This is a genomic window from Haloarcula pelagica, from assembly GCF_030127105.1.
GTDB lineage: Archaea > Halobacteriota > Halobacteria > Halobacteriales > Haloarculaceae > Haloarcula > Haloarcula pelagica.
Map to the genome: position 1 here is coordinate 3,447,877 of NZ_CP126161.1, position 21,275 is coordinate 3,469,151.

The following is a 21,275-nucleotide window of genomic DNA, read 5'->3' on the forward strand; positions in this document are numbered from 1 at the left end:
TAAGTGACGCTTCGCTTGGAGGGCCGAAGCGTCAGCGGGGACCAATTCAGGGCGGCAAGCGGTCGTGTTTTCTCACGACCGCTTTCCACTTACTTCGCTGAACTGACACCGAGTAGCCCCGTCGTCGTCGTTCTGTGCTCGTGATCGGCTAGCCCGTCGGCCGTCGATTCGGCGTCCGGAACCGTGCCCAGTGGTTGCGTTTCGCACGGACAAGTACTACCTCATCGTCACCTTCCCGAGAATGAAGAATTACTGACTCGATACGGTCGGGGAGCGAATTATCTGTTTCGGGCGATTTGTGGGCCGTATTGTCGCGTGTGTGGTGAGGTATGACGTACGGAAATCCTCTAATCCGACATATTTAAAAGATTTAGACAGTAATATGTATACAGGACAGATCCATGCACGACCTGACCGGCTTCCAGCGCGACCTCCTCTACGTCATCTCCGGGTTAGAGGAACCACACGGGCTGGCGATCAAAGAGGAACTCGAAGAGTACTACGAGAAAGAGATTCACCACGGACGGCTCTATCCGAACCTGGACACGCTCGTCGACAAAGGACTCGTCGAGAAAGGCCAGCGCGACCGACGGACGAACTTCTATACGCTGACGCGACGGGGTCGTCGCGAGATTGACGCCCGCCGCGACTGGGAAGCACAGTATATCGATCAGTAACGACGCCGCTCCGCTGGGTCCCGGTACTCGCTACTCGTTCTCGGGAACGACCTCGTAACTTCGCTCGCCGAGTTCGTCCTCTTCGAAGACGAAGATCCGACCGTCGGCGACCGCGAAGTCCACGTCGACGACGACACGCATCTGTTCGTCACGGACAGTGACGCCCGGGAACAGTTCGTCGCTCTCGCCGTCGTCGAGGATGACGCGACCGACGCCGGTCTCTTCGAGGATGTCGTCGTGGGTCCGGAGGTCGTTGACGTACACCAGGATGCCCGTCGTCTCGGCCTCGTCGGTCACCAGGACGTGAGTGTCCTTCCCCGGCGGCGTGCGGACGCTCCCCTCGACCGCCTGGGGAACCCCGTAGTAGTAGACACGCCTGCCGTCGAGGTACTCGACGACGACGCCGTCTTCGGTGAGTTCGACGGACAGCGAGTCCGGCGGGATGTCCGAACGGTTGCTCATACCCGACGTTTCACGCGGGTGGGGAAAAGCCACGCGCTGTCGACCCGACCGCCTGTTTCACAGGTGGTAAGTACTCCCGGGCGGGAGTAGCGGTCGATGGAAGGTAAGGCAGTGGCACCGGCGGCGGGCACCGTCCTCAACGCCCTCTCGACCGGACGCGGGTCGGCGTTCGCCATCGACGAGTACACGACCGCTACGGTGGAGCTAACGGCCGAGACGGGCGTCACCGGCGAGATCGACGGCGCACCCGAGGCCGACACGCGGCTTATCGAGCGTTGCGTCGAGTACGTCCTCGACGCCCACGGCGGCCAGGACGCCGCCGGCGGACGCGTCCGCACGGAGAGTGAGGTCCCGATGGCGTCGGGGTTGAAGAGTTCCAGCGCGGCCGCGAACGCGACGGTCATGGCGACGCTGTCCGCCCTCGGCGCCACCGACCAGATGTCCCGCGCGGACATGGCACGACTCGGCGTGATGGCCGCGCGCGACGTGGGCGTGACGATAACCGGCGCGTTCGACGACGCCTCGGCCTCGATGCTCGGCGGCGTCACCGTCACCGACAACGAGACCGACGACCTGCTGGCCCGGGACACCGTCGACTGGGACGTGTTGGTGTGGTCCCCGCCCGAACAGTCGTTCTCCGCGGACGCCGATGTCGAGCGCTGCAAACAGATCGCCCCGATGGCCCGACTGGTCGAGGACCTCGCGCTGGACGGGGCGTACCAGCGCGCGATGACCGTCAACGGCCTGGCGTTCTGTGCCGCACTCGGCTACGAGACCGACCCGCTGGTCGAGGCGATGGGGTCCGTCGACGGGGTGTCCCTCTCGGGGACCGGCCCCTCGTTTACCGCCGTCGGCGAACGGGAGGCGCTCGAACCGGTCAAGGCCTACTGGGACCAGCGTGACGGCGAGACACTGCTGACAACGACACAGACGGACGGAACACAGATAGCATGAGTTCAGAACCTACCCCGGAAGACATGTCACTGGAGGAACTGCGCGACGAGATCCGTGCCATCGACCGCGAGATCGTCGAGAAGATCGCCCAGCGAACGTACGTCGCCGACACGATCGCCCAGGTCAAAGACGAACAGGGCCTGCCGACCACCGACGAGGCACAGGAACAGGCCGTGATGGATCGCGCCGGCGAGAACGCCGAACGGTTCGATGTCGACGCGAACCTCGTGAAAGCGACCTTCCGACTCCTGATCGAGTTGAACAAGGTGGAACAGCGCGAGAACCGCTAACCGGGTCAGTTCACCGCCTTCGACAGTTCGGCTCCCGCCTTGAACTTCACGTCCTGGGACGCCCGACTCGCACTCGTCAAGTGAAGCACCGGGGCATCGACCCCCACGTGCAGCAACTCGATATCATACTTCTTCTCTCCCGGCCGCTTCCGAAGGAGGATGTCGTTCCCACCCGACTCCGAAAGTACACCCGCCTTCACCAACTCCTCAACAGTCCCCGAATCCAGCCGCGCCCCCCTCCGTCGACGCGTAACCATTCCCCGAGGTGCATCACCCCCACCCGCCACATCCTCAAACGTAGCAGTAAGCTCAGAAAGCTTAGAACGCTCGACACCGACCACCTCTGTCGGTCCAGCCATCGACACCACCGTCGCCGAATTCCCGTACAGCGCAGCATCGTCGATGACCCACCCACCCGTGTACACGAGCTGGTCGTTGCTCTCACACCGCTGGACATAGAACAACGCCGGGAACGACTCCGGACACCGCGGCGGCTGCACCATCACCTGAAACACCGACACACCAGTCGACGATCCAGACTCCGTCGTCCGCGCCCAGACACCCGGCCCGCACCGTTCTAGTTCAAAAGGCCATTGGACACTACAGACCTGCTCAGAGCCACCGTCCGCGCCCGGCGGCGAACTCACTACCAGCACTGGCCCGTCCTCCGCTCGAACGACCTCCAAACCACCGCCCGTCGCCGTCGGTTCAGACACCTCCGCAACGAAGTGAGGCGTCGTCCCGCACGCCGCCCCCGGGAAAATCTCCCGTTCAGTATCGTCGCAATCGCCACCCCCATCCGGGCCAGCCTTCGGCGTCCCCCAGGAGTACACTCGCCCATCACCAGCAGACTCGCCTGTGAGATACGAGAGCAGTCGATCCGGCGTCACCGCCTCCCGGATACTCCCGTTCCCACCCGGCACCTCCGCATCCGGCAGACAGACCGTAAACCGCTCGGCGACCATCGCCTCGCCGCCAAGATAGTCGTAGACGGGCTCCAGTTCTTCGTCCTCGTCTTCAGTGCCGTCGCCGAGGCCGTCACCGTCAGCGTCATCGTCACGAGCGTATCCTTCTCCCGGCGCGTTGCTCCGCGACGAATTGTGGTTCTGCGCCATGACCGGCGACGACGTAACCCACCCTTCCAGTTCGATCCGACCGGACACCGTCGGAGTCAGCCGACTCACGTGTGGCCGCCCAACGACAAACTCGCCCATACTCTCTCCCTGTGTCCCCGAGAATGCTGCGGCAGGCGACGCTCCCGTGTTCGTCACGGACGACGCCACTCGACTCAGACACCCAGCGAGCCCGCCGGCAGCAACGACACCACCTGCCGCGAGGAACCGCCGCCGACTGATGGTAGCATGTGGCACGTCTCGTCCGACACCATCTGGTCTTCGTGGATGCATAATCAAGTAGTGAACGCGAGGTAAGAGTATAAGTTTTCTGATTAATATGGGGGGAAAAAGACGAACATGTGACCGTCGAAGCCGTCCGTGGTACGGTCCGGTGCGTTCTCTACGCCACCGAGAACCGTGTGGGACAGCGAGAAGCCGAGGCGAAGGACTGGCGTGGCATCGACCGCTACAGGCTCACTCGACCACCGACACGCCCGCTCAGTACTCCCAGAGACGGCGGATTCGCCCCTCGATTTCGGGGTACTGCTCGCGGAGGGTCGCCACGTCGGTCTCGCCGCCGACGTTGATCACGTGGACTTCGCCACGACGGTCGCTGTAGACATCCTGGAAGTCGTAGACGGCACCGACGACATCGACATCGTCGGCCACGTCGTCGCTCGCGACGAGGAACTCGACTTGCCGATCCACGTTGTACTCGACGAGCCGATTGATCGCGCCCGCACGGCCCACATCGTCGGGTAGCGCCTCGACACCGGGTTCGAGGTGGGGTTCGAGCAGGCTGAGACAGTGTTCGATCCCCGGCGGTTCCGAGAGTCCCTCGGTGAGCTCGTCGTAGGTCGCCGTGACGGCCCCGCAACCGGTGTGGCCGACGACGACGGCGGTCTTCGTCCCGGTGTGTGCGAGCGGATAGAGCACGTCACCGGAGACGGCCTCGCCCGACGCGGTCCGCTGGACGACCCGGTTCCCGATGTTTCCACAGGTAAAGAGGTGGCCGGGTTCGTCGTTGCCGAAGATGTGGTCCTGGAGGACCCGGGAGTCGGAACAACAGACGGTGACTGCCTCGGGATGTTGGGCGTCCTGCACGTCGCCGAACCGCGCCTGGAACGTCTCGGCGTGCTCGGCGTTGCGAGCGAGTAGGTCGACCAGTACCTCGTTCATACGGTGACCACCGTTCGTAGGGATATATCAGTTTGTGGTCCCTACTCACAGTGAGAGCGCGTTCGTCCCGGTCGCGAGGGCCGACGCGACCGCGTCGCTGTCCAGTTCGGGGATCGGTATCGGCGCCGACGGCGGCTCGTCGTCGTCCCGGAGCGAGCGTGCCCACCACTCTACGTCGTGCCACTCCCCGTGTTTGTAGCCCACGTCCTCGTAGGTACCGACGCGGTCGAACCCCATGGCATCGTGCAGTGCCGTACTCGGCGGGTTCGGGACGGTGATCCCGGCGTAGACGTTGCGGTACCCCTGGCGTTCCAACACGGCAAACAGTGACTGGTAGAGGCCGCCGGCGACCCCGCAGCGCCGGGCGTTCTCGGCGACGTAGACAGAGGATTCGACCGCCCACTTGTAGGCGCCCCGGCTTCGGTGCGGGCTGGCGTAGGCGTACCCCAGGACGCGACCGTCGTGTTCGCAGACGAGCCAGGGGTGCTGTTCCAGCGTCTCTGAGAGGCGTTCGGCGAACGCCGCTTCGCCGGGGAGCTCGGTCTCGAAGGTGATCGCGCTGTCCCGGACGAACGGTGCGTAGATCTCGCGACAGGCCGGCGCGTCGGCTGGTCCGGCAAGCCGTATTTCGACCATCTCTCCGGCGTAACGGCGGGACGGATATAAGTCCGACACTCGCGTCCCGAGCGCTTACCACGCGGACCGGCGTACCGGACGTATGCCCTCGGAGAAGGAGAAGATGCTGGCAGGCGAGCGGTACGACCCGAGCGATCCCGAACTGGTCGCCGAGCGCGAGCGAGCACGCGAACTGGTCCGTGCGTACAACCGGACCGACCCCGGCGCGGGCGACCGGCGGCGGGACCTGCTCGACGAGCTGTTCGGGTCGGTCGGCGAGTCGACCGTCGTCGAACCACAGTTCCGCTGTGACTACGGCACCCAGATCCACGTCGGCGACGGCTTCTTCGCGAACTTCGGCTGCGTGTTCCTCGATGTCTGTCGGATCGAGTTCGGCGATCGGTGTCTGCTGGGGCCGGGCGTCCACGTCTACACGGCGACACACTCGCTCGACCCGGCCGAACGCGCCGCCGGCATCGAGTACGGCAAGCCCGTGACCGTCGGCGACGATGTCTGGATCGGCGGCCGGGCGGTCCTGAATCCGGGCGTGACGGTCGGTGACCGCAGCGTCGTCGCCTCGGGCGCGGTCGTCACCGAAGACGTTCCCGCGGGCGTCGTGGTCCGGGGGAACCCGGCGACGGTCGTCCGCGAGATCGAGTCGTAACCGTCAGTCGTCGCGTATCATCATCACTTTGACCCGACCGACGGCGTCGAAGTCACGCAGTCTGTTCGTCAGCGCCCGGACCCGTCCCGCCGGGCCGCGACAGAACAGCGACTCCAGACACCACTCGCCCTGGTGGGTGTGACTCGTGTTCAGAATCACGTCCTGATACTCGTGTTGGACGGTGTGCAGGGACTCGATGACATCGTGATGCCGGTAGTCGAAACCCAGGAGCGCCACGACCTCGCCGGACTGCTCGTCGAACCGGGAGTGGGCTTCGATGTACTCACGCATCGCCTCACGGACCGCCCGCGAGCGGTTGTCGAGGCCCTGCTCCTCCCAGACGCGGTCGAACTCCGCCACCGTCTCGTCGGGAATGTTGAAACTCGTTCGCATCGTCGGTGTGTGCTCGCGCCCGCTACATGAACACCGCCGGCTCGCCGAAGCGCGTATGACGATCCCCCCAAACAGGTATTAACTACCCTTAACCGACCGCTGGCGCTACGTCCACCCGTGATGATCGACGGCGAACTGACCGGACTCCTGGCCGGAGCTGTCGTCCTCGGCGCGGTCCACGGGATGGAACCGGGCCACGGCTGGCCGGTCGCGGCCTCCTACGCGCTCGACCAGTCGAACAAGTGGGTCGCCGGGATCGCCGCGAGCACGATCCTCGGGCTGGGACACCTCGTCAGCAGCCTCGCGATGGTCGGCGTGTTCTTCTACGCGAAGTCGTACTTCTCGCTGACGCAGGTCAACGAGCCACTGACCGTTGCCGGTATCCAGATCGGCGGTCCGGTCAGTGTCGTCGCCGGGCTCCTCCTGATCGTCCTCGGCGTCCGGGAGTACACCGGCGGACACAGCCACGGCGGCGACGTAGACGACCACTCACACGACCACGGTGACACACACGATCACAGCCGTTCGCACGATCGGTCCCACTCACACGAGCACGGTGGTTCTCACGCGGACAGCCACGATCACTCACACGGCGAGCAGGCCCACGAGGGTGGCCTCCGCGCTCGCCTCGGACGCGCGTTCCCGTTCGCCGGCGGACACGACCACGGATCGCTCTCGGACGCGGCCGATCGCGGCCTGCTCAGTATCGCCTGGGCGGCGTTCCTCCTCGGGTTCGCCCACGAGGAGGAGTTCGAGATCATCGCACTCTGTGCCGGGTCGAGCTACTGTCTCGAACTGATGAGTGCCTACGCCCTCACGGTGATCGCCGGTATCGTCGGCCTGACTGCCCTGTTGCTGGCCGGGTACGAACACTACGAGGACGAGGTCGAGCGGATCACGCCCTACCTGCCGGTGTTCTCCGCAGCCGTGTTGATCCTGCTGGGGGCTGGCTTCGTGACGGGTCTGCTCTGAGCGCTCAGTGGCGCTCTCCGGCCGTCCGGCCCGCCCCGAGGAGTTCGTCCCTGATCGCGTCCCGTTTCAGCAGGATGAATCCGGCGAAGATGAGCGCGAACCCGGCGACGGTCGCCGCTGTCAGTTCCTCCGGCAGGAAGAGGACGCCGGTGATGGCGGCGACGATCGGCGCGGCGTAGGAGACCAGGTTGATCTCGATAGGGCCGAGCCGTTCCAGCAGGTCGAAGTAGATCAGGAAGCCCAGGGCGCTCGCGACCACGACCAGATACGCCAGCGCGAAGAGTCCCCGCGGTTCCCAGCGGACGGCTGCGACGGACTCGCCGATGGCGAGGCTCGCGACGTGCATGAGAGCCGCGCCCAGCAACATCGACCACGCCTCCATCGTCTCGATGGGCAGTTCGGCCTCGACACGGCGGGTGAGGACGCTCCCGAGCGCGAACGCGGCCGCGGCCAGGAAGACGAGAAACAGCGAGACAGTGCGGCTCGTCACTAGAGCGCCCCGTCCGGGATTGCTCAGGACGACGACGCCGACGAAGCCGACGAGCAACCCGACCACGCCGACGACGGTGAGACGTTCCTCGGGGAGAAACACCCGGGCGAACGCGGTCGTGAGGACCGGCGAGAGGCTCACGACGATGGCGGCGACGGCGCTGGAGACGCCCAGTTCGCCGACAAACAGCAGGGCGTGGTAGGCGGCGATCATGAACAGGCCACCGACGCCGACAAGCGTCCACTCCGGCCTGCTCCGGGGCCGCCAGCGGTCGGTCGCGTACACGGCGTAGCCCAGCATCAAGAGCCCGGCGAGGTCGTATCTGAACGCGGCAAACAGCACCGGTGGGAAGTAGTCCAGCCCGGCCTTGATCGCGGTGAACGCGCTCCCCCAGGCGACCGCCAGCGCGACGAACAGTGTTGCGTTCCTGAAGCGCATCGGATCGGTGTCTCCCAGTTCGTGCCCGGCGGCAAAACGTTGGCCATCGACTCACTCCAGTACGCGCCAGATCGAGGCCGAGAGATACGCGGTCGCGAGCCCGCCGATCGAGAGGACCAGCCAGTAGGTCGCGAGCCGATAGAGCAAGACGCCGGCGGCGGCCTGTTCGGCGCCCGCCCCCGTCAGGAGTGTGAGGACGGCAGTGAGGCCGACCTCCGACCCGCCAAGACCGCCCGGCGTCGGGAGCAGTGTCGCCAGCCCGCTCGCCGGCGCGAGAAACAGGGCGAGCGCGAACGGGACGGTCACGCCGACGGCGGCCAGCCCGGAGTACAGTGCCAGCGAGAGCGTCAGCCACCCGAGGACTGCCAGGGACGCGCCGACGGCGATCCGCCGTTCGTCGCCGGTCGCGGCCCCGAAGCCCGCGAGAAAGGAGTCGACGTGCGGGGCCACGCTGTCGGGGTGGGTGTGCCGGGCGAGCCGCTCGGAGACGGGGGCGACGAGCCCGTGGACGGCCCCAGCCACCCCGACGACGGCGCGTCCGAGCACGGCCCGCCGGTACGCGACGAGCGCGACGCCGACGACGAGGACGAGCGTGACACCGGCAGCGAGCGCGAGCACCATCGGGCCGCCGACGCCCGCCCGCGGGTCGGCGACGAGGCCGACGAGGCCGAGCACGGCCACGCCCAGCGAGGAGCCGAAGATGAGCAACTCGCTGGCGGCCACCGGAGCGAAGACATCCCTGAACTGCCGATCGAGGTCCTCGGCGATGACGTAGGCCATGATCGCGGTGCCGCTGACCGTTCCCAGCGGGAGGATCTGCTTGCCGAAGGTCCCGGAGAGGTAGCCCAGTTGGACCCGGTACGGCGGGAGGCCGCTGTCGGCCGCTGTCAGCAGCGTCACCGTCGTCAGACTCCAGACGAGTTGTGCGGCGAGCGCGGTCACGACGGTGCCCGCGACGAGTGTCGGATCGGAACCGGCGATCGCTGTCGCGACCGCAGCGGTGTCGAGCCCGAGCAGTAACAGCCCGATCAACGCCAGCGCCAGCGCGGTGCCGGCGAGCTGGCGCCGGCCGAGAGGTGGGCGATGCCGTGTGGTCGCCATCGTCCTCTCTGGCGGCGCCGACGGGCTTGAACGTGACGGCGAGTCAATCGGTCGGGTCGTACGTCTCCGCGAGCGCGTCCAGCGCCTCGTGGTGTTCGGTGGTGTGTGGCGCGGTCAGCGGGGAGACACTGACCTTCCCGTCGACGACCGCGCGCCGGTCGGTGCCCTCCGGGTCGGGGATGTCGCCGTCGGCCATGTGCTCCCAGATCCGGTCGTGCAGCGTCACGGCGTCGCCGTCGTGGACGGCGTCCATCTCGTAGAGCCGCGACGGGCGGGTGATCTCGATGTCCGCCGGGCCCCACTCCGCCACCGGGGCGTTGACGTTGAGGTAGTCACACTGCTCGAAGACGCCGGCACCGAGCGCGTGGTCGGCGAGGTACGTCGTCGCGCGCACCGCCTCGCCGTAGCTGTCGCCGTTGGCCTCGATGTCGGAGAACGCGGCGTCCTCTCTGACCGGGATGTACATCGAGACGGCGATGGCCGGCACGTCGAAGAACGTCGCCTCGACGGCGGCGCTGACGGTGCCAGAGCGGCCCAGGACGTACGCGCCCAGGTTCGCGCCCCGGTTACAGCCGGCGATCACCAGGTCGGTCTCGGGGACCAGCGCCTCCAGCCCGGCCACGACACAGTCGGTGGGCGTCCCCTCGACGACGTAGCCGAGTTCGTGTTCCCGGACCTCGACCTCGTGGGAGATGGCCCGCCCGACGGCGCTCTGGTCTTCGGCCGGAGCCACGACGGTGACATCACCGACCGTCGAGAGCCCCTCGTACAGCGTCTGCAACCCGGTGCTGTCGATGCCGTCGTCGTTCGTCAACAGGATCGCCGGCTCGTCGTCGTCCATACCCCCGTCGGGCCGTCCGCGAGAAAAGGCCACCGCTCAGCGAGCCCGATCCACGACGGTCTCGCCGTCGACGACGACGTTGTAGGCCGCTTCGTCGTCGTTCCAGAGGACCAGCCCGTTCTGTATCGACAGGAGGTCGCCGTAGTCGGCCTCGACCAGGTCGGCGTTGAGCATCGAGGCGTCGGTCCGCACCGCGAAGTGGTCGGTCGCCTCGCTGCCGTCGCCGATCAGGAACAGCGGGTTCCCCTCGCCCTCCGAGAGGTCCGGGCTCAGTTTGATCGCCAGGAGGTTCACCCGGTCGGTGACGTAGGTCTCGGCGTCGGCCATCGGCGCGTGGACGCCCCGGTCGGGGGAGATGTCGATACGAGTCTGCCCGTCCGTTCTGAGGACGCTGTAGGCGTACTGCACGTCGGTGTTGACGAACTCGCCGGTCCCGCCGCCGGCGTCGTCCAGCCGGCGCTGGATGTCGGGGACCGCGATGTCGGATTTGCGGTCGAACGACCAGCACTCGCCGCCGGGCCGCTGGTGGGGCCAGAGCCGGACTGTCGGGGCGTAGACGGTCGCTGGGCCGTCGTCCGCGACGGCACGTTCGGTCGTCCGGAGGTCGATCGCGGTGTTGCGGTCGGCCGGCGCGACCGCAAGCACCGTCCCGTCCTCGGCCAGGAAGTCCAGGTATCGCCGGACCGTCGCCGCGGGGTCGTCGAGTTCGCTGAGGACGTTCCCGAAGAGGATCAGGTCGAACGGTTCCTCGGCCTCGAACACCTCGGCACGCTCCCGGTGGATCGTCGTCCCGACGTGTGGCGGCGCAGTCTCCAGGAGGTGTGCCAGCACGTCGGCGGCCGCGCTTGGCTCGACGGCGTGATAGTCCAACAGCCCGTCCTCGGGCAGGAGATCCAGCAGCCCGAGCGCCGGCCCTCCGACGCCGGCACCGACATCCAGCACCCGGAGTCGGGACGGGAGCAGTCCGTCACGGGCGAGGTCGGCAAGCAGGTACTGGGCGGTCGCGTAGTAGTCCGGGAGGTGATAGATCGCGTAGCCCAGCGCGGTGAGCCGGTCGTACTCGACCGATGCGCCCTGGAGATACCGCTCCTTGATGTCGCGGATACGCTCGCGGAGGCGGTCGCCGCTGTCCCCGCGGTGCCAGTTCGGTCCGAACTCCTCGACGAGCAGGTCCTCGACGGCGCGGGCGTACGGCGTCGGGAACGACTCGACGCCGTGGAACCGGACCGACAGCGGTTCCTCCGGGGCCGGCACGAAGGTCCCGTCTCCCTGCTCGACGATCGCGAGGTCGAACGCCTCCTCCCGGAGGACCCGCCGGACGACCGCCGGGTGGGGTTGTCCCTCGACGTACTCGTGGATCTCCTCGGGGTCGAGCGGTCGGACGCTCCTGAGGTACTGGGCGTTCTCGCGGATCTGTCGGCGTGTGTCGGCGTTCATAGCTCCTCGTAGATGCGGGCGAACTCCTCGGGGTCAGCGTCGGCCAGCCGGCGGGCGGCGTCGGCCACCGCGTCGGCGCCGTCGAAGGTCCGCTGGATGTCGGCGTAGACGCGGGGGTCGCCCCCGGTGACGCCGTCGACGAGGTCGGCCAGGCCGGCCGAGATCGGCGTGTGGAACGACTCGGGCACGTCCTCGGCGGCCAGCGCGAACGCCAGGACGGCGGTGTGGGCGGCGGCCTGGACCGTCTCCATGGCGGTGTCGTGTTCCTCGACGGTCGTCTCGAAGACGGTGTTGCCGGCCGCCGAGAGGGCGGTCGTGAGCCGGTCGGCTGTCGGCCCGTCGGCGTCCGTGACGGCGGCGACGTTTCCGGGTGCGTTGGCCGGCGCGAACAGCGGGTGGAGACTCACCCGCTCGCTGTCGGGTGCGGCCTCGCGCATGGCTGCGACCGGCTCCCGCATACTGCCGGTCACGTCGACCACGGCGCCCGTCGCCAGTGGGGCGTACTCCTCGATCGCGGCCCGCGCGACCGGCATCGGGACGGCCACACAGACCACGTCGAAGCGCTCGTCGGTGTCGGTCGCGACGGCGCGGCCGCCGACGGCCCCGGCAGCGGCCTCGGCGGCGGCCTGGTCGGTGTCGGTGAAGGCGAGCGTCGCGTCGGCGTGGTCCCGGAGCGTCCCGGCGACCCACCGCCCCATCGCGCCCGCGCCGACGACGAGAACGTTCATCGACCGGGCGTAGCCCGCGGCGTCTCAAAAGGCGTTCGGTCACCCGCGGGACCCGAGCAGCGGGGAGGTTCCCGCTCTGACGATACCGACGTAGACGCCCGTCGAAACCGACCGACGGCGTCCGGGGGACCCCTCCTAAACGCTTATCCGTCGGCCGAGAGTGAACAGAGCCATGAAGCGCGTTCGATTCCGTGACTCCGCGGGGAACGTCCGCGGCGGCCGCTGGACCGTCGAGGACGGCGAGCCTGTCGTCACTGCCGCGGCCGGCCCGTACGGCCGCATCGCCTTCGGGGACGAGAGCTACGACCCCGACGAGGTCGACATCCTCCCGCCCTGTGAGCCCACGAAAGTCGTCTGTATCGGCCGCAACTACGCCGATCACGCCGACGAGATGGCGGAAGAACTCCCGGATCGGCCGATGCTGTTCCTGAAAGCGCCAAACGCGATCGCCTCGCACGGCAACACGCTCACGCTGCCCTCGGGCAAGGAGCGGATCGACCACGAGGCGGAACTGGGCGTGGTCATCGGCGAGCAGTGCAAGAACGTCTCCGAGTCCGGCGCGATGGACGTGGTCGCGGGCTACACCTGCGTCAACGACATCTCGAACCGCGACGACCAGAACCGCGAACAGAACTGGGTCCGCGGGAAGGCCTTCGACAACGCCTGTCCGATCGGTCCGCTGGTCGCGACCCCGGAACACGTCCCCGAGGACGCCACGATCGAGTGCCGCGTCAACGGTGAGACTCGCCAGTCCTCCTCGCGTGACCACCTCATCTTCTCCATCCCGGAACTCATCGCGGAGATCACCGAGTACATGACCCTGGAACCGGGCGACGTGATCGCCACCGGAACGCCCGAAGGCGTCGGGCCGCTGGCGGACGGTGACACCGTCGAGATCGAGATCGAGGGCGTCGGCACGCTCGAACACTCGGTCAAGATCCCCTGACGCGGATAACAACGCATAAGTTTAGGATCGCCTAATCCTTCGACGAGATGGAGGAGCGCGAGCCGTCCGACCGTGCCGATGTCTGTGTCGTCGGTGCCGGTCCCGCAGGTGCACTCGTCGCCAGCCGACTCGCCAACGACGGCCACGACGTAGTCGTCCTGGAGGCCGGTCCCCGGTTCGACTTCGAATCGCGCCAAGAGCGCATGGAGCGAGCGATCAGGCCGGGCGGCAGGGGCGATGTCTGGGAGATGGGGGCGAGCGGGACGCCTACACCTCCGGCGGCGACCGGTTCTACCCGCTCAACGTCACCCGCGTGAAAGGCGTCGGCGGGTCGACACTGCACTGGCAGGGGATGGTGATGCGGTTCCACCCGACGGATTTCGACGGCGGCCACGAAAACGCAGACCCGGCGTGGCCGATCAGCTACGAGGACCTCCGGCCCTACTACGCCGAGGTCGAGCGGGCGATGGGGGTCGCCGGCGATGCCGACAACCCGTTCGCACCGTCCCGGGAGAACCCCTATCCCATGCCGGGGTTCCCGCCCTCCTACAGCGACTCGCTGTTCGCAGAAGCCTGTGAGTCGCTGGGGATCGCCACCCACTCGGTCCCCAACGCCCGCAACTCCGAGGGGTACGACGGTCGGGGCCAGTGTGTCGGCTACGGGACCTGTCAGCCGGTCTGTCCCTCCGGCGCGAAGTACGACGCCAGCGTCCACGCCAGGGACGCCGAAGAGGCCGGCGCCCGCATCGTCGATCGCGTGCCAGTCCAGCGCCTGGAGACCGACGGCGAGGGCCGGGTCACCGCCGCCGTCTACGCCACCCCCGACGGGACCGAGCACCGACAGACGGCCCGGGAGTTCGTCCTGGCCGCCGGCGGCGTCGAGATCCCGCGCCTCCTCTTGCTCTCCCGGTCGGAGGCCCACCCGAACGGCCTCGCCAACTCCTCGGGGCTCGTGGGCCGGTACTTCATGGAACACCTCTTTGCCGGTGCCGGCGGCACGCTCGACCGGGAGACCCGCCAGAACCACGTCGGCTTCATCACCAGCGAGACCCACCAGTTCTACGACGACCCCGGGCAGGCCGTCGAACACGCCGGCACCGGGGAGACGGTCGTCGAGTCGACCGGGGAGTCGTTCTCGCCGATCAAACTTGAGTTCCTGAACTACGCCGGCCCCTCCCCGGTCGAGATCGCCCTCGACGGCGAGACCTGGGGTGACGACCTCCTCGCCGATCTCCGGTCGGCCTACGGCACCCACATCGCCATGGGCGGACTGGTGGGGCAACCGCCGCGGAAGGAAAACCGTGTGACGCTCGACACCTCCCGGACCGACGACCACGGGAACCCCGTTCCGGACATCCGGTGGTCGCTGGGATCGCGTGTCAAACGGTCGCTACGCCGGGCCAACGAGATCCAGGTGGCGATCCTGCGGGAACTCGGGGCCGAGATCGGCGGTACGGTCGGACCCGAACACACCGGCCCGGCGTACCACCACATGGGGACGACCCGGATGGGGACCGATCCCGCCGAGAGCGTCGTCACACCCACCCTTCGGACCCACGATCTGACGAACCTCTCGGTCGCGTCCTCGTCGGCGTTCGTCACCGCCGGATCGCTGAACCCGACGCTCACGATCGGTGCCCTGGCGTTGAAATGTGCCGACCACGTGGGGCAGCGGCTGTAGTAGAGCCCGAGGATCGCCCCGGCGTCGAGCAACAGGAGGACTGCCACGACGGCGGCCCCGAGCAGGAACGGCCGCGCCTCGCGGGCCGGTTCCCCGACTTTCTTCCGGTCGAACCCGTCCGTGAGTTTCGACGCGCCGACCTCGACGAGGCCGGCAAGCAGGAACCACAGCGCGACCATCGTCAAGACGAGGTGGCCCCGTCCGGTGCCGGTCAGCGACTCGGCGGTGTACCGCGTCGCGGCCATGTGCCCGCCGGTCAACAGCAGCGCCAGCGCGCTCACTCGCGAGACGGTCTTGAGTTTACCCGTTATCGGTTCGAGTGCGCGGACCCGCGCGTTCCCGTTCATCGCGACCGGCAACACGGCGTAGACGGTAAACAGGACACTCCCCGACCAGAGCCCAGCGAACACGAGGTGGGTTCCGAAGATCGCGGCATCGACAGTGCTCATGGGCGGTGGTTGGACGGCACTGTCTTGAACGTCCTGCTTCCGCGCCCGGCGGTCAGGAACCGCCGTCGTCCGAGGGATCGGCTTCCGCGAACACGTCTCGCGCTTCGACGTTCGCGGCGTCGCCTCCGGGGTCGCCGCTGTCGCTATCCGGGCCGTGGTGACCGACGACGGTCCCCGGCCGTCATGTGAAGAGTTTTCACCGCCGGCGTCACCACGGACAGGTATGCCTGGTGACATCGACAACACGGCCGACGCGCTGTCCCGCGTCCGAACGAACGGGAACCTCGATACGGTCGAGATCACGGACGTGACCGAGGAGGGACACGAGGTCGCGGTCCACATGGAACTCCCCGGCGGCGCGTCCTTCGAACAGTGTTTCAAGCGCCCGCCGGTCTGGGGCGCCAACTGTGACCTCAAGCGGTTCCTCGACGCCTACGAACTCGCACCGGACGAGGTCGAGGAACTGATCGGGAAGCGCGTCCCGGTCAACCGCGAGGTCGTCGACGATACGCTCCGGTTCGAGATCGATCTCGACGCGCTGCCCATCGACTAGACGGGGGAAGGCCTAACCCGATCCGGACCGCCCGGCCCGTATGGACGTTCTCATCACTGGCGCACACGGGACCGTCGGGACGGCGATCACCGACCACCTCGGTGACGACGACCGGTACAACTTCACGTTGCTGGACGTGGACGACGCACCGAGCCCTCACGAGACAGCCGTCGCGGATGTCCGGGCGTACGACGAGATCCGCCCGCACTTCGAGGGACAGGACGCGGTGGTCCACCTGGCGCTGATCCCCGGGACCGGCGGCCCCGACTCCCGGGCGCTGGGCTGGAACGAGCCACAGGCCGACAACCTCGAAGGCATCCACAACGTCACCGAGGCGGCCGTCGACGCTGGCCTGGACAGCATCGTCTTCGCCTCCTCGAACCACGCCGTCGGGATGGTCGAGGGACGGAACGCGCCCGACGTGTACCACGACCGGGGTATCGTCGCCGGCCACGACGAGCCACACCGTCCCGACTCCCGGTACGGTCTGACGAAGAGCTACGGCGAGGACCTGGGGCGGCTCGCGGCCGAGGCACACGAGATCAGCTTCTACGGTCTCCGTCTCGGCGCGATCCGGGATCCGGCGTACGACCACCCGTACGGCGACGCCGAACGAGGTGTCGACGAGGGCCGTTGGGAGCGGGGCAGCGACGCCTACGAGGAACAGGTCGCACGCATGAAAGGGCTCTGGCAGTCCCGCCGCGATCTGGCCCACATGGTCGCGTGCTGTCTCGACGACGAGTCGGTCGAGTGGGACCACTTCTACGGCGTCAGTGGCAACGAGCGCCGCTGGCTCGACGACCTCGAACACGCCCGGGAGACGATCGGCTACGAGCCCCAGGACGACGGCGAGCAGTGGGACGGCCCGCCGGCGTGAGTGTGACCGCAGTCCTGTGAACGAACGTGAAGATTTATCTACCGAAGCGTGGTATCGTATGTCATGGCAACGAACCGTAAGGGCGGCTCGTCACCGCTGGCACGTATCCAGAACCGCTACGAGGGAACCAAAAAGAAGTGCCCGGAGTGTGGGTTCGTCGACGAGGCGGGCAACTGGGACAGCCGGACCAACGGCGGCAAGATCGTCTACCGCCACACCTGCCCGAGCTGTGACGCCGAGCGCGAGCACACGTTCTCGATCCTCGGATAGCCCCGTCCCGTCGAGCCAGCCCAGGTGGTCACTCTTAAGCCGCCCCACCCGCTTGGCACATCCATGGAGCCACGCGATCTCTCGTCGCACACGGTCTACCGGGCGGGCCGCGGTATCGAAGAAGTCGCCCGGGAACTGGGGGTCGAGCCCGACGACCTCGTGAAACTCGCGTCCAACGAGAACATGTTCGGGCCGAGTCCCGCCGCCGTCGACGCGATCCGGGAGTCGGCCGCCGGGATGCACTCGTACCCGAAGGCCTCCCACGCGGACCTCGTGGCGAGGGTTGCCGACCACTGGGACTGCGAGGACGAGCAGGTCTGGCTCGGGAACGGCGGTGACGGGGCGCTCGACTGTCTCGCCCGGGCGATGCTGGACCCGGGCCAGCGCGTGCTGGTGCCCGATCCCGGTTTCGCCTACTACCCGATGAGCGCCCGCTACCACCACGGGACCGTCGCCGAGTACACCCTCTCGAAGGCCGACGACTTCGCACAGACGGCCGAGACGGTCCTGAAAGATTACGACGGCGAGCGGATCGTCTACCTAACCAGCCCGCACAACCCGACCGGCGCGGAGTTCTCGACGGACGCCGTCCGAGAGATCGCCGAGGAGACCGACGAGCAGACCCTCGTCGTCGTCGACGAGGCCTACGGGGAGTTCTCCGACCGGCCGAGCAAACGATCGCTGCTCGACGACCGCGACGACGTGGCGATCCTCCGGACGTTCTCGAAGGCCTACGGACTGGCGGGGGTCCGGATCGGCTACGCGCTGGTCCCCGAATCGTGGGCCGACGCCTACGCCCGGATCAACACGCCGTTCTCGGCGAGCGAACTCGCCTGCCGGGCGGCGCTTGCGGCGATGGACGACGACGAACACGTCCGCAAGTCCGTCGAGACGGCCGCCTGGGCCCGGGAGTACATGCACGACGAACTCGCGGCCGACACCTGGGAGAGCGCCGGCAACTTCGTGCTCGCGTCGGTCGGCGACGCCGACGCCGTCGCGGAGGCGGCACAGGAGGCCGGCGTCATCCTCCGGGACTGCTCTTCCTTTGGCCTGCCAGAGTGCGTCCGGATCACCTGTGGCACGCGCGAGGACACGCGCCGAGCCGTCGAGACGCTCAACGAGATTCTCGGGGTGACAGAGGCGTGAGGGTCGCAGTGACGGGCACGCCCGGGACGGGCAAGACCACGGCGACGGAGCGACTCGACACCGATCTCGACGTAGTCCACCTCAACGACGTTGTCACCTCGGAGGGGTTCTCGACGGGCCGCGACGAGGAACGCGGGAGTCTCGTCGCCGACCTGGACGCGGTGGCCGACTGGCTCGACGGGCGCGACGACGTTGTCTTCGAATCACACCTGGCACACCACTTCGACGCCGACCGGGTGATCGTCCTCCGTGCCCACCCCGAGACGGTCGCGGCCCGCCTTCGGGGGCGGGGCGACGAAGAGGCGAAGGCAGCCGAGAACGCCGAATCGGAGGCGTTGGACGTGATCCTCTCGGAGGCCGTCGACCGCCACGGGATCGACTCGGTCTACGAGGTCGTCACGACCGACCGCGACCCCGACGAGGTGGCGGCAGCCATCGAGGCCGTGCTCCGCGGCGAGCGTGACCCGAGCGCCGGCACCGTCTCGTACGTCGAGTGGCTATGACACTGGACAGGTTCAGACCGCTCGCCGACCGTGCGCTGGGGCCGTTCGTCAGCGCCGCCCGCATGACCGGGCTCTCTCCCGACGGCGTGAGCGTCATCGCCTTCCTGCTGGCTGTCGGTGCCGGCGGCGCCTACGGCGTGGCGGCACGGGACCCGCTGCTGTACGTCCTCGGTGCCTTTCTGGTCCTGGGGAACGGCTGGCTCGACCTCGTCGACGGCGCGCTCGCCCGGGAACTCGACGTTGCCTCCTCGGGTGGTGACCTGCTCGATCACGTCCTCGACAGGTACGCCGATATCGCGATCATCGTCGGCCTGGCCGCGGGGATCGGCCAGTGGGCGCTCGGCATCGCCGCCGTCACGGGCGTGTTGATGACCTCGTACCTCGGCACCCAGGCCGAAGCCGTCGGCCTGGATCGGGTGTACGGCGGCCTGCTCGGCCGGGCCGACCGGCTGGCGCTCGTCGGCGTCGTCACCGGCGTGGTCGCGTTCGTCCAGCCCGAGGTCGCGGGGCTCTCGCTCGTCGGCTGGCTGCTGGTCGTCTTCGCCCTGGTGGGTCATCTCACCGCCGTCCAGCGGTTCTATCACTCGATGCGCGCGCTGGACTGACAGGGCGGCCGGCACACCATTTATACCCTCCCCTCTCCAACCCGGCAGTATGGTCCAGTGCGAGATGTGCGGCAAGGAGGTCTCGTCTCCGAACCGCGTCAAGATCGAGGGCGCTGAACTCGATGTCTGTGACGAGTGTACCGACTTCGGCACGGAGGTCAAAACCGAGGACAGCTCCTCGACATCGACGAAGTATTCGACATCCTCCAGCGGGTCGAGCGGGTCGTCCTCGTCCTCACAGTCGAGCTCGTCCAGTTCCGGCGGGTCGAGCCGTCGCCGCGACATGTTCGACGAGATGGACGAGGTGGCCCAGGACTACGACCAGCGGATCCGGGAGGCCCGCGAGTCAAGCGGGATGAGCCAGGAGGACCTCGCACGGAAGCTCAACGAGAAGGCAAGTCTCATCCGGAAACTCGAACGCGGCGACACGCTCCCGACCGACGAGATCCAGAAGAAACTCGAACGCGAACTGGGGATCTCGCTGAGCGAAGGCGGCAGTAGCGAGGAGACCGAGTGGTCGAGCGGTAGCAGCCAGGGGAGCTACACGCTCGGCGATGTCGTCGAACGCAAGGACTAGAGTCTGAGGTCTTCCTCTTCTACGTCGAGTTCGTTCGCGAGCGAGTCGACGTTCGTCTCGATGTCGCTGATCTCCGACTGGAGCCGGTGGTACTGGTCGCTCTCGCGGAGTTCCGATTCGGTCTTCTCCAGTTGTAAGACGTTGCGCTTGAGTTTCTTCGTCGTCAGTTGCCGGAGCTGCTCGTTGTAGTCCGAAATCATCTCCAGCCGTTCGACGACTTCGATCAGCTCACCGCGGGTGACCGGTTTCACGATGTAGTCGTCGACGCCCATATCGATGATCTCGAAGTCGGGGTTCACCGCCGTGACCATCGCGATCCGGCAGGGGAAGTTCCTGTCCTCGATCTCGGCGAGGACTTCGTTGCCCGAGACGACGGGCATCCGCCGGTCCAGAAGCACGATGTCGGGCTCGCGGTCGAGGCGTTCGAGCGCCTCTTCACCGCCGTAGGCCGTCACCACGTCGTACTCCGCCGCCGCGAGATAGTCGGTGTACAGGTCTGCCAGATGCTGTTCGTCCTCGACGATCAGGACTGTCGGTGGTCCCCCGGAGCCACGGTTCACGGTTCGATAACTGGTGACGACGCGGACCGTCTTAATACCCCCAGCTTCCGTGTGGCTCCGTACCGCACAACCTATTTGACTGCCGGCCGAGGTGATAGTCGTATGTTCGTTCTGGTCAATCTGAAGGCGTATCCGTGCGATCCGATCGAGGTAGCGACCGCCGCAGCCGACGTGAGCGACGACTCCGGCGTCCGCGTCGCGGTCGCACCCCAGGCGGCCCACATCGAGTCGGTCGCCGAGACGGGCGTCGAGACGTGGGCACAGCACGTCAGCCCCGTCGAGCACGGCAGCCACACCGGGAGTACGCTGGCCGAGGCGGTCGCCGACGCCGGCGCCGTCGGCACGCTGTTGAACCACTCCGAGAACCGACTCAAACTCGCCGACATCGACGGCTCCCTGGACGCCGCCGATCGGGTCGACCTGGAGACGATCGTCTGTGCCAACAACCCCGCACAGATCGGTGCCGCCGCGGCGCTCGGCCCGGACGCCGTCGCCGTCGAGCCGCCGGAACTCATCGGCACCGGGACGCCGGTCAGCAAGGCCGACCCCGACATCGTCACCGGTGCCGTCGACGCGGCCGCACGGGTCGACGGCGACGTGGACGTGCTGTGTGGCGCGGGTATCTCTACCGGGGAAGACCTCGTCTCCGCGAGCGATCTGGGCGCGACCGGCGTCCTGCTGGCGAGCGGTGTCGCGAAGGCCGACGACCCCCGTGCCGCGCTAGAAGACCTCGTCGAGCCGCTGGTCTGACG

Annotated in this window: 25 protein-coding genes and 2 pseudogenes; 15 read left to right on the plus strand and 12 right to left on the minus strand. The window is 67.5% G+C overall.

All coding sequences use genetic code 11. The features are described 5' to 3' along the window. The first annotated feature begins 401 nt into the window (after positions 1–401). Positions 402–677, plus strand: coding sequence for a PadR family transcriptional regulator (locus P1L40_RS18225; RefSeq protein ID WP_284009123.1), 276 nt, complete (start codon positions 402–404; stop codon positions 675–677). A 30-nt stretch (positions 678–707) separates the two neighbouring features. On the opposite strand, the gene P1L40_RS18230 is transcribed toward P1L40_RS18225, so the two are convergent. Continuing rightward, complete coding sequence (locus P1L40_RS18230; protein WP_284009125.1) at positions 708–1,139, minus strand: DUF5796 family protein; 432 nt, start codon at positions 1,137–1,139, stop codon at positions 708–710. Between the two features lie 96 nt (positions 1,140–1,235). Between P1L40_RS18230 and P1L40_RS18235 the strand changes: the two genes are divergently transcribed. After that, positions 1,236–2,093: a shikimate kinase gene (locus P1L40_RS18235; RefSeq protein WP_284009127.1), complete on the plus strand. Its 858-nt coding sequence runs from the start codon at positions 1,236–1,238 to the stop codon at positions 2,091–2,093. Beyond that, positions 2,090–2,383, plus strand: coding sequence for a chorismate mutase (locus P1L40_RS18240; protein ID WP_284009128.1), 294 nt, complete (start codon positions 2,090–2,092; stop codon positions 2,381–2,383). The genes P1L40_RS18235 and P1L40_RS18240 overlap by 4 nt, the downstream gene beginning before the upstream one ends. Positions 2,384–2,388: 5 nt before the next feature. On the opposite strand, the gene P1L40_RS18245 is transcribed toward P1L40_RS18240, so the two are convergent. From P1L40_RS18245 to P1L40_RS18255, 3 genes are all read right to left on the minus strand, one after another. Further along, positions 2,389–3,597, minus strand: a complete 1,209-nt coding sequence (locus tag P1L40_RS18245) for a hypothetical protein (protein ID WP_284009130.1) — start codon at positions 3,595–3,597, stop codon at positions 2,389–2,391. A 399-nt stretch (positions 3,598–3,996) separates the two neighbouring features. Next, complete coding sequence (locus tag P1L40_RS18250) at positions 3,997–4,677, minus strand: carbonic anhydrase (RefSeq protein ID WP_284009131.1); 681 nt, start codon at positions 4,675–4,677, stop codon at positions 3,997–3,999. Between the two features lie 45 nt (positions 4,678–4,722). Then, complete coding sequence (locus P1L40_RS18255) at positions 4,723–5,313, minus strand: arsinothricin resistance N-acetyltransferase ArsN1 family B (RefSeq protein WP_284009133.1); 591 nt, start codon at positions 5,311–5,313, stop codon at positions 4,723–4,725. An 82-nt stretch (positions 5,314–5,395) separates the two neighbouring features. Between P1L40_RS18255 and P1L40_RS18260 the strand changes: the two genes are divergently transcribed. Continuing rightward, positions 5,396–5,956, plus strand: a complete 561-nt coding sequence (locus P1L40_RS18260; RefSeq protein WP_284009135.1) for a sugar O-acetyltransferase — start codon at positions 5,396–5,398, stop codon at positions 5,954–5,956. 3 nt (positions 5,957–5,959) lie between these two features. On the opposite strand, the gene P1L40_RS18265 is transcribed toward P1L40_RS18260, so the two are convergent. Further along, on the minus strand, positions 5,960–6,349 hold the full coding sequence (locus P1L40_RS18265) for a CopG family ribbon-helix-helix protein (RefSeq protein WP_284009136.1): 390 nt from the start codon (positions 6,347–6,349) through the stop codon (positions 5,960–5,962). A gap of 120 nt (positions 6,350–6,469) precedes the next feature. On the opposite strand from P1L40_RS18265, the gene P1L40_RS18270 reads away from it, so the two are divergent. Further along, a complete protein-coding gene (locus P1L40_RS18270; protein WP_284009138.1) occupies positions 6,470–7,321 on the plus strand; it encodes a sulfite exporter TauE/SafE family protein in 852 nt (283 codons plus the stop codon). 4 nt (positions 7,322–7,325) lie between these two features. Here P1L40_RS18270 and P1L40_RS18275 read toward each other — a convergent pair whose 3' ends face one another. The 5 genes from P1L40_RS18275 to P1L40_RS18295 are packed head-to-tail and all read right to left on the minus strand — an operon-like array spanning position 7,326 to position 12,356. After that, positions 7,326–8,249, minus strand: a complete 924-nt coding sequence (locus P1L40_RS18275; protein WP_284009140.1) for a DMT family transporter — start codon at positions 8,247–8,249, stop codon at positions 7,326–7,328. A gap of 51 nt (positions 8,250–8,300) precedes the next feature. Next, positions 8,301–9,350 (minus strand): lysylphosphatidylglycerol synthase transmembrane domain-containing protein, encoded by a 1,050-nt coding sequence (locus tag P1L40_RS18280; protein ID WP_284009142.1) that lies wholly within the window; start codon positions 9,348–9,350, stop codon positions 8,301–8,303. A gap of 43 nt (positions 9,351–9,393) precedes the next feature. Beyond that, positions 9,394–10,191, minus strand: coding sequence for a 5'/3'-nucleotidase SurE (gene surE, locus P1L40_RS18285; RefSeq protein ID WP_284009144.1), 798 nt, complete (start codon positions 10,189–10,191; stop codon positions 9,394–9,396). 36 nt (positions 10,192–10,227) lie between these two features. Further along, the gene (locus tag P1L40_RS18290; RefSeq protein WP_284009146.1) at positions 10,228–11,628 is read right to left on the minus strand and encodes a small ribosomal subunit Rsm22 family protein; all 1,401 of its coding nucleotides are present in this window, start codon (positions 11,626–11,628) and stop codon (positions 10,228–10,230) included. Continuing rightward, positions 11,625–12,356, minus strand: coding sequence for a prephenate dehydrogenase/arogenate dehydrogenase family protein (locus tag P1L40_RS18295; RefSeq protein WP_284009148.1), 732 nt, complete (start codon positions 12,354–12,356; stop codon positions 11,625–11,627). The genes P1L40_RS18290 and P1L40_RS18295 overlap by 4 nt, the downstream gene beginning before the upstream one ends. A 172-nt stretch (positions 12,357–12,528) precedes the next feature. Here P1L40_RS18295 and P1L40_RS18300 point away from each other — a divergent pair, with 172 nt between their 5' ends. Beyond that, complete coding sequence (locus P1L40_RS18300) at positions 12,529–13,302, plus strand: fumarylacetoacetate hydrolase family protein (protein ID WP_284009150.1); 774 nt, start codon at positions 12,529–12,531, stop codon at positions 13,300–13,302. A 47-nt stretch (positions 13,303–13,349) separates the two neighbouring features. After that, positions 13,350–14,983, plus strand: a pseudogene (locus tag P1L40_RS18305) (GMC family oxidoreductase). Here P1L40_RS18305 and P1L40_RS18310 read toward each other — a convergent pair. Beyond that, positions 14,983–15,432 (minus strand): annotated as a pseudogene (locus P1L40_RS18310) (CopD family protein); the annotation flags it as partial. The pseudogenes P1L40_RS18305 and P1L40_RS18310 overlap by 1 nt on opposite strands. Before the next feature lie 223 nt (positions 15,433–15,655). On the opposite strand from P1L40_RS18310, the gene P1L40_RS18315 reads away from it, so the two are divergent. The 7 genes from P1L40_RS18315 (at position 15,656) to P1L40_RS18345 (ending at position 19,963) form a co-directional block, all read left to right on the plus strand. Beyond that, positions 15,656–15,985: a hypothetical protein gene (locus tag P1L40_RS18315; RefSeq protein ID WP_284009152.1), complete on the plus strand. Its 330-nt coding sequence runs from the start codon at positions 15,656–15,658 to the stop codon at positions 15,983–15,985. Positions 15,986–16,025: 40 nt separating this feature from the next. Beyond that, positions 16,026–16,862, plus strand: a complete 837-nt coding sequence (locus P1L40_RS18320; protein ID WP_284009153.1) for an NAD-dependent epimerase/dehydratase family protein — start codon at positions 16,026–16,028, stop codon at positions 16,860–16,862. Between the two features lie 63 nt (positions 16,863–16,925). Then, entirely contained in the window at positions 16,926–17,132 is a 207-nt protein-coding gene (locus P1L40_RS18325; RefSeq protein ID WP_284009155.1) for an HVO_0649 family zinc finger protein, read from the plus strand. A gap of 63 nt (positions 17,133–17,195) precedes the next feature. Beyond that, a complete protein-coding gene (hisC, locus tag P1L40_RS18330; RefSeq protein ID WP_284009157.1) occupies positions 17,196–18,278 on the plus strand; it encodes a histidinol-phosphate transaminase in 1,083 nt (360 codons plus the stop codon). Then, positions 18,275–18,781, plus strand: coding sequence for an adenylate kinase family protein (locus tag P1L40_RS18335; RefSeq protein WP_284009158.1), 507 nt, complete (start codon positions 18,275–18,277; stop codon positions 18,779–18,781). Before hisC ends, P1L40_RS18335 begins: the two co-directional genes overlap by 4 nt. Then, complete coding sequence (locus P1L40_RS18340) at positions 18,778–19,386, plus strand: CDP-alcohol phosphatidyltransferase family protein (protein ID WP_284009159.1); 609 nt, start codon at positions 18,778–18,780, stop codon at positions 19,384–19,386. Before P1L40_RS18335 ends, P1L40_RS18340 begins: the two co-directional genes overlap by 4 nt. Before the next feature lie 49 nt (positions 19,387–19,435). Then, positions 19,436–19,963: a multiprotein bridging factor aMBF1 gene (locus tag P1L40_RS18345; RefSeq protein WP_284009160.1), complete on the plus strand. Its 528-nt coding sequence runs from the start codon at positions 19,436–19,438 to the stop codon at positions 19,961–19,963. On the opposite strand, the gene P1L40_RS18350 is transcribed toward P1L40_RS18345, so the two are convergent. Then, positions 19,960–20,523, minus strand: a complete 564-nt coding sequence (locus P1L40_RS18350) for a response regulator (RefSeq protein WP_284009161.1) — start codon at positions 20,521–20,523, stop codon at positions 19,960–19,962. The genes P1L40_RS18345 and P1L40_RS18350 overlap by 4 nt on opposite strands. Before the next feature lie 102 nt (positions 20,524–20,625). Between P1L40_RS18350 and tpiA the strand changes: the two genes are divergently transcribed. Further along, on the plus strand, positions 20,626–21,273 hold the full coding sequence (gene tpiA / locus P1L40_RS18355) for a triose-phosphate isomerase (protein ID WP_284009162.1): 648 nt from the start codon (positions 20,626–20,628) through the stop codon (positions 21,271–21,273). Positions 21,274–21,275 lie beyond the last annotated feature (2 nt).